Source organism: Paenibacillus xylaniclasticus (genome assembly GCF_004001065.1).
Classification (GTDB): Bacteria; Bacillota; Bacilli; order Paenibacillales; family Paenibacillaceae; genus Paenibacillus_T; species Paenibacillus_T xylaniclasticus.
This window is the reverse complement of sequence record NZ_BIML01000001.1, coordinates 288,077-300,453: the sequence shown is the minus strand read 5'-3', so window position 1 is coordinate 300,453 and position 12,377 is coordinate 288,077. Positions and strand designations below refer to the sequence as shown.

11 protein-coding genes are annotated in these 12,377 nt (G+C 35.3%); all 11 read right to left on the bottom strand.

The annotated features are described in order from the left end of the window. Positions 1-8: 8 nt before the first annotated feature. Positions 9-761: a hypothetical protein gene (locus tag PXY01_RS01595; RefSeq protein WP_127566574.1), complete on the bottom strand. Its 753-nt coding sequence runs from the start codon at positions 759-761 to the stop codon at positions 9-11. Between the two features lie 84 nt (positions 762-845). Next, entirely contained in the window at positions 846-1,850 is a 1,005-nt protein-coding gene (locus PXY01_RS01590) for a YonB family capsid-like protein (RefSeq protein ID WP_127566572.1), read from the bottom strand. Between the two features lie 35 nt (positions 1,851-1,885). Then, positions 1,886-2,350: a hypothetical protein gene (locus PXY01_RS01585; RefSeq protein WP_127566570.1), complete on the bottom strand. Its 465-nt coding sequence runs from the start codon at positions 2,348-2,350 to the stop codon at positions 1,886-1,888. 24 nt (positions 2,351-2,374) lie between these two features. Continuing rightward, a complete protein-coding gene (locus PXY01_RS01580) occupies positions 2,375-3,931 on the bottom strand; it encodes a coiled-coil domain-containing protein (RefSeq protein ID WP_127566568.1) in 1,557 nt (518 codons plus the stop codon). Positions 3,932-3,978: 47 nt separating this feature from the next. Then, positions 3,979-5,577 carry a hypothetical protein gene (locus tag PXY01_RS01575; RefSeq protein WP_127566566.1) on the bottom strand — a complete coding sequence of 533 codons (1,599 nt, stop codon included), beginning with the start codon at positions 5,575-5,577 and terminating at the stop codon, positions 3,979-3,981. A gap of 34 nt (positions 5,578-5,611) precedes the next feature. Further along, positions 5,612-8,614 carry an LAGLIDADG family homing endonuclease gene (locus PXY01_RS22225; RefSeq protein ID WP_164744274.1) on the bottom strand — a complete coding sequence of 1,001 codons (3,003 nt, stop codon included), beginning with the start codon at positions 8,612-8,614 and terminating at the stop codon, positions 5,612-5,614. 36 nt (positions 8,615-8,650) lie between these two features. Next, positions 8,651-9,730 carry a YonG family phage-derived protein gene (locus PXY01_RS22690; protein ID WP_127566564.1) on the bottom strand — a complete coding sequence of 360 codons (1,080 nt, stop codon included), beginning with the start codon at positions 9,728-9,730 and terminating at the stop codon, positions 8,651-8,653. Positions 9,731-9,944: 214 nt separating this feature from the next. Continuing rightward, on the bottom strand, positions 9,945-10,169 hold the full coding sequence (locus PXY01_RS01560) for a hypothetical protein (protein ID WP_127566562.1): 225 nt from the start codon (positions 10,167-10,169) through the stop codon (positions 9,945-9,947). Between the two features lie 68 nt (positions 10,170-10,237). Beyond that, positions 10,238-10,822 carry a ClpP family protease gene (locus PXY01_RS01555; protein ID WP_164744273.1) on the bottom strand — a complete coding sequence of 195 codons (585 nt, stop codon included), beginning with the start codon at positions 10,820-10,822 and terminating at the stop codon, positions 10,238-10,240. Between the two features lie 90 nt (positions 10,823-10,912). After that, the gene (locus PXY01_RS01550; protein WP_127566558.1) at positions 10,913-11,149 is read right to left on the bottom strand and encodes a hypothetical protein; all 237 of its coding nucleotides are present in this window, start codon (positions 11,147-11,149) and stop codon (positions 10,913-10,915) included. Beyond that, positions 11,142-12,374 carry a hypothetical protein gene (locus PXY01_RS01545; protein WP_127566556.1) on the bottom strand — a complete coding sequence of 411 codons (1,233 nt, stop codon included), beginning with the start codon at positions 12,372-12,374 and terminating at the stop codon, positions 11,142-11,144. The genes PXY01_RS01550 and PXY01_RS01545 overlap by 8 nt, the downstream gene beginning before the upstream one ends. Positions 12,375-12,377 lie beyond the last annotated feature (3 nt).

The following is a 12,377-nucleotide window of genomic DNA, read 5'->3' as shown; positions in this document are numbered from 1 at the left end:
ATAATCACCTACCGACTCTTAGGAGGTCTGCCGACTTGTTTCACTTCATTTTTCGAATCCTGTTTTGTAGATTGAGACGTAGTTAACTCCTCAACTTTCTTAAGTAATTCTTCCATTGCTTGTTGCTGTTTGGCAATCAATTCGTCTTTTGCAATCTGAGCAGCGATTTCTCGCTCTTTTTCTTTTTTGAGGTTAGCAATTTCATCACGAAGTTCATCTAAAGTATTTTTCAATTTATTATCTTCGTCGGATTTCCTCTCTGCCTCAAGGATCTTATTAATTTCACTATTGTGATTTCGTTTCCCACCACTAATTAACTCATGACCGCGTTCTATGACGGCTGCTGAGATCCGGTGCGGAGGAATCTTGCCATTACGCTCAAGAGTAAAAAGCATAGACTTCATACGAGAAATAAGAGTAACCGATTTTAAGTTGCTAATTCGTTTTACATTTTCAACAGTATCGGTCATTAAAAATTCAATGAGGGATTTATCAGTCATTATGTTTTCACGATCTTCAATCCCTAGTTTTTGATAAATCTCATCTTCTTCATCAGGATGAAATCTAATGCGGCCAACCTTGAATAAGTCAGATTTAGAATTTTCTATTTCAATATCATCAAAGTCAACTCTTTCAACAACAAACTCTTCATCTTCATTTCTGCCGCGTAAAAAAACTCCGTTGCTATTGTGACTACTTGGAAAACCAACAGGCGAACGTTCATAGTTATACACACGAATCTTTCCATTAAGCTGATCCATTTTAATATCTCTCCCTGTGATATTGATAACCATGGCGACAACCCATTATAATCATTGTCGCCATGGCGTTTTGCTTATTATATGTTAAGCGAATGTGATACGAGCAATTTTATCTAGAAAGTAAATTGTATAATCAAAATCATATCCCGTAAATTTGAGATGTACTTTCTCAGCGTTATGATCATATGTTTCATACATACGCATTTCTCCGCGCACTTGAGCATCACCAATTACTCCAGCAATACCAAAGATACGTTTGTCAGGAATTAGCGTATTGCCCTTAGCTGTTTTCTTAGCAGTAGGAATTGAAGACAATTTTACACCGTCAAACATAGCTAGGCGTCCGACACGATTTAGTTCATTCTTTAAATCATCGCTAAGATAAGATTCGTAACCAGTCATTTTAGCAAGCCCGTCGATATATTTCGACAGACCCACCATAAAAGGATTACCTTCGGACATATCGCGCAAATAACGTGCAAGAGTGTCTGCGTTAGTTTGAGTGATAGCAGAACCGGTATCAATGTCTTGATCACCTGTTAGCGCATCAAGAGCCGAGTCTACGCCAGCAAACAAACGGTAAAACATCTCTTGTTCAAACGCTTCACGAGTCAGTTCAGTCATCTTGGCAATCGACTTCCAACCATTACGACGAAGATCGGAATAATTCAATTCAGTTTCTGCCTGAAGCGAAGTTTTAACAGTAGTAAATACACCAGGATCTACATAACTTTTAGGAACGTTGCCGCCGCGAGCCGAATCATACACTTTGATAGTATTCTTTGGAAGTCCCGTATATTTTGTTTCATCAAATTCTCCAATAGTGTCCATGTTAAAGATATCTGACAGAATGCTGTTATCTGGTTGAAACACCAACGGCTCTACCGTCTTTTTGATGAGTTCAGACACTAAATAATTATTTTCCTGACTCTTGCCAGAAGTACCTACTTCTTTAGCAAAAGCGTCAAGAACCTCGATCATCTCTTTGTCACTAGAATCGATAGCATTAGCCTTGAAGCGCTCAGAAAGTTCAATAATATTTTTTTCTTGGATTGCAGAGGCAATCTCTGTATTGAATAGTTTACTCATTAAATATGTTTCCTCCTTCGATAGATAAACTGCTATTAAGACAGAGTAACAGGGTTTACAATTTCAAAATTATAAAGTGTGTGACCAGCGTCATCATATGTACCGAGATACTTAAAGATAGACGTTTTGCCTGTTGTCGCTTTAACAAACTTACCAGCATTACCTGAAGTGCCTGCTACGGCATAATCTCCAGCAGTTAATCCAGTAGTTACAACTTGATCTGATGCAATTTGAGCGCCCACTGGATATTTTTTCAGTACCGCGCGACTACCTGCTGAAATAGTGTCGAGTGATTCATCATACTGGCTAATTTCAACATCAGACAGGTGTCCCGTAGGCTGATTATCTGCATCTACAATCCATACATCAACACCAGTATCACTAGCTGCCACTGCCTTACCTGTGCTCAGATTCTTAGTTACAAGAGCGCCGCGCTTGATAGCGGCAGTAACTTCATAGATTTCATTAATTGAAGAAGTACCAATCACTTGTTTAATCATTATATTTTATTCCTCCTAAATATTTTACTTTCTGGCTATATAACCTTTAACAATCTCGACAGCACTAGATAAAATTGCATCACTATCACCATTGTTTAGGTCAGTTCTCGGTTTGACGGATTCATCTTTCTCGCTCGTGTCTAGATAAGTGTCATTCTTATTATGCTTAGAATTTATTTCTCTATTTTCTTTAAACTTCTGAATCGCTTTACGTCCTTTAATAACCTCAATTTGCTCTTGTGCTGCTTCGAAATTATCTACTGTTAACTCCTTGAAAATTGAGATCAATTTCTCATCTGTATCCAATTCTTCGGCAGAAATCAGTTCATCTTCTAGTGCGAAAACTTTCAATTCCTCTTTCTTTTCTGCAAGAACACGTTCTTTTTCGGCTTGTTCTAATTGATTAACCTTTTCTTTAAATGGAATCAGTTCAGTAATTTGAGATTGAAGGGACTCTTTCTCCTTAGTCGCATCCGTAAGCAACTTTCCAGCTTCTGCGATTTGTTTTTCTGCTTCTTCGAGTTTTGCTTGCAGTTCTGCAACTTCACCTTCAATGGAAGCCTTTGGTTTAAAAATCATTTCAACATCTTTTTGACCAGTAATACTTACAGTATCATCTGAATTAACCGTATAAGAGAATTCAACAAAATCTGATTCTTTTTCACGATTCCAATCATATGCAATTGCTCGATACTCATACGGATAAATCATAGCTAGATAGTAATACTTCTCGACAGATGAGTTGTTAATCGCTTTTCTTACTTTACGATACACATCGTTTTCAGTTAGCGAAGATGTAAGTTTATCCTCGTTTCCCAATTTCGTATTTCCTCCTTTTTCGTTGAATAAATCAGCATCGTTTGTATCTTCTTTATCATCTTCTATACTGCTATTACCAGTAGAGGAGGATAAAGATAACATATCTTTTTTGCCTTGTTGTGTATTTTTAATATCACTTAAAAACGCATTGGATAATTCATAGTTAGTTTCATCGTTACTTGCCACTTCTAAGACACCAGCGCCTTTTACAGCTCCTTGTGTCTTAGTTCCAAGTAAACAATTTCCGATAAACTCAAATGATTTAAGTATTTTACCTTTCCCTGTCTTCTTAACTTCAGATGAACTAATTTCCCATGAACTATCTATTCCACCGTTTTCCCAAAGTTTATCGAATACTTTAAAATACTCAGGAAACCTGCTTTTCCATAATTTTGATTTAATAAGAATACACTTCTTAGTCCCAATGTAACCTTCAACTTCTCGTTCCTCAATCCATGATTTAGTTACCGATCCAATAGGAAAGGTGGCAAAGTAATAATCAACTTTCTTAGTTTCTTTGTTGTATTTTGTCCTTAATTCATGACCGCCGAAGTCTTCAGGCTTGCCATTCTTATCATATTTTAAGTAAGCGACAATAGGATAACCAACTATAGTATCGTGATATTTTTCGCCTTCTGCTTCTTCTATAAGTACACCGTTAGCGTTATACTCACCTAATACAGAAATGAGAAAGGTTGCTTCTTTATGGTTTGGATATTCGCTAATCTCGATAGGAGTACTTGATAATATAAATTTCTCCACGCTTGTCTTCTCACCACCTTTCATTTTTTTTTCAAGATTATAGAACATTAACGTCCATTGTCATTATTGTACTCTCGATCATAATCTTTCTTATCTAAATCCTTACTATCGCTTGGTCTGCCACCTGAATCGTCATTATTCCCATTGTATGTGTATACTGATTGTCTTGGCTTAAAGATTTCATCATATCCTAACTGTTGCTCAATTTCTCTTTTACGCGCTTCGGATTTAACATCTAGTCCAAGAGTCCTGTAAACTGTTTCAAGAGAAGCATTAAGTTCATTATTCAGCATTTTAGCTAGAGACATTGCTAAATCCATAGACAATTTCTCGGAGTCAATGACCTTTATCTTTGGACAGTATCTTGCATCAATCCCATTATCAATTAGTATACCTTTGTACCATTTTATTAAGATTTGTTCCACTTGCTCACTGATCTTATTAATCATCTTCATAAGTTCCGTAATCGAAATTTGAGCAGAGCCAAATCCACCTTTATTAGAAATGAGGTATGCAATACCAACGCTAGTCATAATATCTTCCCGATACTTATTCTTAATTTGAACATTGGTTTGTTCAAGTTTCGGTTCAACGAATGTCACGCTTTCTGTCCAAGGTAATCCGGTGTAGACAGATACTCCTTTACTATTTAGTGCAGCCATTAAGTCAATGTGAGCTTTAGCTTGAGCGGTACTCCATGTTATATTCTGCAAATTCGAATCTTTTGGAGGAACAACAAGTTCCTTAATTAACTTTTGAAAAATAATTTTCTTGCCGCGCACAAGTGTATTTTTGTCATCTGAAAGTTCAATGTTCTCAAGTCGAACAACCGATTTTAATGATTTAAAAATAGGAGAGAGTCCATATTTCCGTTTCAAATTATTAATTCTAATCAAGCCAGAATTTTTAATATTTAACTTTGCATAGTGCTCTTTATTAATGAATGCAGTATACACTTCAGGCGGATACGTATCCTTAATTTCTTCCTCCATATTGCTATAGAATAAGGCTTTATTTTTCTTATTTTTTTGATAAATTTTCTTAAGTCTCGCTTCTAATTCTCTTATATTGATAAGAAGATATGGCTCGCCACTAATATCATAGTCAGAGACTTCACAGATTCCTAACGGATAATAATCCACCTGATAATTACTACCATTTGGATCTTTCCGCAGATAAATTGGGTAATTCCCCTCAAGATAAGTCATTGGAATAGCTTCTCTAATCAGACGTTCTAGGTTAATCTTTTCATTGAAATCTTTAATGAGTTCATCTACTTTATCGTAGATTGTTTTCTCGTCTTCTGTATAATTAGGATAAGCAAGAGAATACTCAGAATTCACATTCGTTTCAATTGCTTCATAAACTTTGCCCAATATATCATTTTTATTTACAAAGTAGCGAACAATATTATTGATCTGCATAATATTAGACAAATTGGTTTGAGCGTTTAATGCAAGACGATCAATATCTTCACTTTTAAAATTTAAGACATTGCCACTGTGTTCATTAAAATAGGTAGAATGAAAGTTAGATTTATTAGTATAATCATACATTGCGGTTTCTAATGACTTTTTCTCATATTCATAAGCTGTTGCAAGAAAGGTATCTTGGTCAACCTGATTAATCATCACTTCGTTGGTCAAACGGATATCTCACCTCATTTCTATTGAAAGATGCTTAAAGTCGGATATTTAGCGTTGAGACTTGAGATGGAATGGATGAGATGTCGATTTCCTCGTGAACTCTATTTACGATATTTTGTCTTCTTACTTGCTGTAAGTACCATCCAAGCATTGCCAAACAATATGCGCGGTCATCATTCATCTTGCCTGCTTTGTCCGTGGATAAATCGTAACGATAATTATCATTTGTACCTTTGTGTCTATAAATATTGACCAACTCTTCTTTTGCGAGGTCAATATTTTTTAGAGCTAATTCTTCTTCAAAATCTAATTTAACGTGAGAATATATTATCTCTTTCTCCGATACAATTTTCCCTTCGTCATTGACTACTTCCAAATCCTTACCTGTTTCTCTTGGCAGCATTAAAAAGCCTTTACTGTCATATTCGGCAGTAAAGGATATCAGGTCAAGATTAAGCATTTCAAGAAGAGCATCGTACATCTCTTTTTTATATTTTTGAGGACTCATCAACTTTAACTTATCAACTGCATTAGGAAATCGAGATACATACTCTTGATTTTCTATCTTGTCAATTAGACCTTTGTGCAGATTTCCATCTGCATCAACCCAATCTTCCATCAAGTAATCGGAATAGGTTGTACCGTGACCACCAGAGCCTGAGTCTATCATTAGACACTCAATATTCTCGTAATCTGGGGCAATCCCATTATAATCAAGTAACATTTGTTTAATGGCAGCCATCTGCTCAGGAGTACGCATCGGAGTTTTTTTCTTCTTACCTACATCTACAAAACTAACCCCATTACAAATCTCCATTCTGAATCCAACACGAGGATCTTCTATTATCTCTCCAACAAAACATACCGAATTGTCGTAATGGTGAGCTGGATCATATGCTAAAACAAAACGTCTCTTTCGTGTATTATCGTTTTTAATAACTGGCAATCTTGTGACTGAGTTCCTTACCACAACAGCTCTTTTAAATACTTGATTGTCACCACCATCAATTGAGAATTTGTTGTAGAACTCGCGCAAAGCCTTTTCTTTATTCTTTCTCATCTCCGCATCAATTTCGTTCCGCTCGATCAATGAAACCGGATATATTTTACCATTAAAGAGGGGGTTGATCATAACTTCGCAATTGATATCACAAACAAAGTAGTCCTTATCACCAAGCATCATTCTCTTCGCATAATCGCGGTATAGAGTATAAAAGTAACTATCTGTACTGGAAGCGGAAGAAATGAACAGGCGCTGATTTGGAACTTGTTTAGGGAAGGTACTAACATCAATGTCGCCGCCCATGCGGAAGGTAGCATTCTGTAGAAGGAATGGAGTAGTAGCAACAACGTACTCTTCTTCTGTCCAACCAGATTCATCGTAAATGTTGAGTGCGCTTCTTTTGCCTCTATTGTTATTGATGTCGCCACTAAGACTAGTTACAGAACTACCGTTATACAGTTTGTAATTGAATCCAGATTGAGCATGAGTAAATCCATCAGTGTTAGCAGCACTTTTAACCAGTTCACCCATAAAGAAATCAGTAAGGCCAGTAAAACTGTTAATTTCTTTTTTTGCAATCTTCTCAATTTTCATGAACGTATCTTGAGATTGAGCAGAGACATTACTGAGAATATATGTATTATGACCGGCAAAGAGTATGCCTTTAGTCATAATAAATGGGGCGCTCAGGGTCGAATTATGAGTAACCGTATATTTCTCACCAAATAAAAAGAGTCCCTTTGAATTGTCTACCATAATGCATTTTGTAGGGACACTTGAAATTTCTTTAATTGATACAATGGATTTATTATTAGACCTTTTATTTAAAGAATCAGGCAACAAGTTATGCTTTCGAGATAATCTAAAGCAAGATCGTAACTTATCTGTATAAAATTCCACTCGATATAAGTTGAATTTTTCACCGTTGCAAGTAGTAACTCTATTTTGAATATTGTGTTTTATACCAAGACTTGTCAACAATTTCGAAAATTGATCAATTAATACTTTACTCTTTTGCGAAAATTCACATTTTTTATTCGACTTGTTGTAGGAGCCATAGGTGTCCATTAACCCTCTCAAAAGTTCAAATCTTTGTTCTACACTCGATTGTAGGTAAATTTCTGGGATATGTTTATTTCCAAGAAGATTTAAACTTCTAAAAATGTCCTTAGTCTCGTTCGGCTGTACTTTTTTGTCGTTAATATTAATGTCAATAGAAACTACATTATTATTTCGATTGTATATTTTTGTAGAATATCCGATCACATTTAAATGATTACATAACTCTTTATAATCATTTAAATGTGAAGTTATTCTGATATCGTTCGAGTCCCCATCGACTAACCACACACCTAATAGATAAGGATGAATAGGTAATTGTTTTTCGCTAAACTGAATAGGTTTAGTAATTGGAACGCGATATTTGAATTCTAATCCTCTACCATCTTTTCTCGCATGCACAAAATCACTTGCCATATCAATTGTTCTTAAAACAACAAAGCCATCTTTATCTATATTGTCATAATTGTGATTGATATGAACACTTTTACTACTTCTAGTCCTTATATCTTTATTTTCTTTGATTAGTCTTCGAGTGTGACTTGTTTGTACATACCAAAGATGATCAGCATCGGCAATAACTTTTTCTCCGTCTTCAAATTCAACCTCATAGCAATCATGATTTAGAAAAATATCAGAAGTAGCGATAACATTTGTTATTGATCCATCTGCACTAAATACCGAATCACCAACAACAATATCTTTCATTAGTTTATAACCTGTTGGAGTAGGAATAGGTGTATCTAAAGCTAATGCCTTTCCTCCGTTCCGAGTTATACACCAAAGATTATATGGTTTTAACCATGTGTTCATAAAAGCGTATTTTTGAGCATCAAGAAATTCAATCCCAAAGAATCTTTCGCAAAATTTAACAGGCGATCTACGTCCCCATTGTATGATTTGTGCCAATTTTAAATATCCCTCAAGTTTCCTTTGAGACAATTGCGCTTGTGAACTTTTCACTACAATATCCATTGAATTACCTCTCTTAGACGTAGGACAATGGTGCGACTATTCATTCTCTAAACTCTCGAATCTTTTAAGTTTTATTTTTAAAAGTCTGACTTCTTCTTCGAGTTTAGTTGTCTTCTCGTCATGTTTTCGAATTATTTCTTTCTGTTCGGCAAGCATTTCAGCGTAATCATTTTCATCAAACAATAACTGATCAAGAATACTTCTGTGGCTAATGTCGGCAATCTGTTTCATTGCTTCACACGTCTCTAGATCGAATAAGTTTACAGTAGCATCTTCAAGTCCGATCTCATTAAGTTTCTTAACGATTCCATTGAGCGTGTTACCGCCCTTACTTTTATTATTATTGTGATTAACAGATATACCATTATCTTTTGCTAAGGCAAGAACAGATTTATACATCTTGTCTTTAGTCTCTATTAATGATTTTATACTGCCTGTATTAGTCATCATTGAAGAAGTATCAGCAAGCATCAATGCTAAAGCTGAGTTCATTTTATCTATCTGATTAAATGTTTTAACTATCTCTATTACAACCGGAAGTTTAAAACTGTCTTCAAGTGTTGACTCGTCTAAGAAATCAACAAGTTTGTCATAAAGCGACTTTTTATCATCTGGATTTTCATATAAAAAAGGATCATATCCAATTAGCCTTATTACATCATCTCTATTTTTACTGTCATCTAAAGATGATAATTGATTATCAATAGCCTGGGATGTCGTTGAGACTTGGATATTGTCTTTATTTTCATGATCGCTCTCTAGCCAAGTTAAATCCTTTGTTATACCATTCAACTGTAGTGTTTTCAAATAAAGTCCGAATGGCTCCTGTCCTTTTTTTTCACCTTCTAAAACAGCGTTATCCCAATATGACGCTAAGAAAGGTCTATTTAAATGGAGTAGCATCGTTTTGACAGACAGAATATCATTCGCATTAACATTTTCACGAACACAATCTTTACATATTCCAACGCGACCATCTGAATGAAATTTACTATTCGATTTATAGAAATTCTTTTCAGCATTTTTTGACTTATTGCAACAACTACATATTTTTAAGACGGTTTCATTGTCCCCACTAAGAGACACTACTTTTTTTGAAAACTTCTTCTGTGACATTAATATATCTCTCCCGTATAGTATTGCTCCCTAAACAAGACAAGCGAGGGAGAATGGTTAGGGAGAATCGCCATTCGTCATTACAATCCTTCTTATAAGCAGAATAAACTCGCTTGCCAGTTTTGCACCAATAAAAATGTGCAAACCAAAGAGCCACAACTTCTAGAATTGTGGCTAATGGATTCGAACATTTTTATAATCTCAAAATTCACTTCTAAATCTCGCGCCTTATGGCGTTGAGCGGAAAATTGTTTTGTATTCTCATAATCATATCTAACAATTCTTTTTTCGTTTTCACATGATCGTTAGGAATATTTTTGAAGCTCCACTGTAAATCTAGTAGGCTTTCAATATAAAAATCATATTCTGCAGGAAATCGGTACACTTCTTTCCATTTTTTAAAGTTTTCTTTAACATATTCATCTTTTGTTTTAGTCACGCGCTCACACTCTTTTCTAACTAATTTTTTTTGATAAAAACAATCTGATGAAATTGGATTTTTATACCCTAGATTATATAATCGATCATACCTAGTTCTAGCGCATCTTTAGCAGTAATCCACCATTCACGGTCAATCATATTGTCGTATTTCTCTTCAGTAATCTTTGAATTTCTCAGAATAATATCCTTAACCTGACGATCCTTCTCTTCTTGAAAGCGCATATGATCTTTTACTTTATTAGATGTTCCCATGAGGGCTGTCGATCCATCATGAATGAGTACATTCGAGGTTTCATATGCATAGCGCATCTTATGTTTTGCAGCAGATGCTAAAATAGATGCTCCCATTGAAGCAGCCAAGATGGGGGTAATGGACTTTTCAATTACAGAGCAAAGTACCAGACCTAAATATACGTCACCGCCGGGGCTATTCAATACTATTTCTATGATTTTTCTTTCCTCGATTGGCTTATCAGCATCCTCTTCGTTCCATTCTATAATTTGCATAATAACACGTTCTACAAGCGAATCATTAACTTCGCTGTTCAGAATGATGCGACGCTTTTTTAGTTGGCTCCAGAAATAATACTCTTCGAACTGTGGGAGACTCTCAACTAATTCTAAATAGTTTTTCTCATACAAGCGATCCATATTTTCATTCCTCCAATGTTTTATAGTTGGAGGCATCGGCCTACTTTCAAATTGAAAGTGTGCATACCCATTAATTGTGACAGGGTGGGGTTATTGGTTTTCTCTTAACTCATCTAGTATTTGAGCATTTTTGCGTATTTGTTTTTCGATAATAAGTTCGCCTGTTTTCATAACCACGTCATCATAGAACATGGACAAACATTGATAAAACTCATCTGCTTTTCTACACGTAATAAGAATATCTAAATAATCAGCGATAATTTCTTCTTTGGATTTGAGTTCAGAATCATTAAGCAAAATTACATTGATATCTTTCAACTTAGACATAGTGAATGCTCTCTAATTCAGATTCGCTATACTCAAACAACATAAAGCGCTTATGGGCACCTATATAACCATTATCTTGATGCCACTTGTCCGTCTTATTCCTTGTGGCGAGAGTTCTAACCATCATTCCAAAATAATCTCTGCCATCTTCTACGTGTAGATGTCCGACATGTACTTCACGGATCTTGGCTCTTGCCCATAACTCAGGAAATTCAACAGGGAAGAGGTTGTGCAACTGTTTACGTCCTTTATCTCCATGTGTAATACCAATAAAAATATTTCCAAAAACATGTGCCTTGCGCTCTGTAAATGAATCATCATATTTAGCAAAAGGAAACAGTGCCTTTAAAAGCTGAACAAATGCCCAACTCATTGATTCATCATGATTGCCTTTTGAATATACAATCTTAACATTATTAGCATTTTCGAATGCAAGTTTAATGAGCGGTTCATAGAACTTACGACAATCATCCCATGCTTTTTCCATATCGACCGTCTCAATTAGAGTACCGCTAGAAGTTTGACCACGAAAATTGTCATTATGCAACATATCTTGTCCAACAACAAAGAGAATTTCTTCCCATTGTCTTGATGCAATCTTAGTAGCGATTCTTTGCTGAGTCGAGAAATAGTATTCATAATCAGATACTCCAAAATGAGTGTCGTAGAGTGAGATTTCAAGTAATCGCTTTTCATGTGCTTCAGTTATTGGCGATTTTTCTTGATATTGAACTGAATAAGGTTTAATTTCTCTTAATGATTCAATAAATCGGTCATAATTGAAACCATTCCGTTTTGGACGAACTGAAATTTTACTCGAATAAAGAGTAGAAATACCGTCGCTCTTAGAATAAGCATTCCAAATGTTTGATTTGGCACTAATCAGTTCCCATGAATCCAAATCATAACCATGTGCTTTAAGCAAGAATTTTTCATCCTTACTTTGTTCTATAGACATGCGAACAAGTTTATTCGAACTCTGTGTTCCGTCACGATGAATTTCGACTTCTTCTTTATAACTAGGGGATTCACTGGTTTTGTGATAATCTTGCTTCTTAGTAAGTTCGCCCTTAAATTTTAATTGTCTTTTTACCCAGCAGCGGTATGTTTCACCTGAACAAAATTTACCGTTACTATGTTTTAATGCAAGTTCTTCCCAACTAATATCAATCTCTTTGTTTCGCTTTTTGATACCTAGTTCAAGCAAAGCGGAGGAGTTGGTCATTCA

Excerpts from the sequence above, each read along its gene's own strand:
- PXY01_RS01595 (WP_127566574.1), bottom strand. The coding sequence starts at position 761 with ATGGATCAGCTTAATGGAAAGATTCGTGTGTATAACTATGAACGTTCG.
- PXY01_RS01590 (WP_127566572.1), bottom strand. The coding sequence starts at position 1,850 with ATGAGTAAACTATTCAATACAGAGATTGCCTCTGCAATCCAAGAAAAA.
- PXY01_RS01585 (WP_127566570.1), bottom strand. The coding sequence starts at position 2,350 with ATGATTAAACAAGTGATTGGTACTTCTTCAATTAATGAAATCTATGAA.
- PXY01_RS22225 (WP_164744274.1), bottom strand. The coding sequence starts at position 8,614 with ATGGATATTGTAGTGAAAAGTTCACAAGCGCAATTGTCTCAAAGGAAA.
- PXY01_RS22690 (WP_127566564.1), bottom strand. The coding sequence starts at position 9,730 with ATGTCACAGAAGAAGTTTTCAAAAAAAGTAGTGTCTCTTAGTGGGGAC.
- PXY01_RS01555 (WP_164744273.1), bottom strand. The coding sequence starts at position 10,822 with ATGGATCGCTTGTATGAGAAAAACTATTTAGAATTAGTTGAGAGTCTC.
- PXY01_RS01550 (WP_127566558.1), bottom strand. The coding sequence starts at position 11,149 with ATGTCTAAGTTGAAAGATATCAATGTAATTTTGCTTAATGATTCTGAA.
- PXY01_RS01545 (WP_127566556.1), bottom strand. The coding sequence starts at position 12,374 with ATGACCAACTCCTCCGCTTTGCTTGAACTAGGTATCAAAAAGCGAAAC.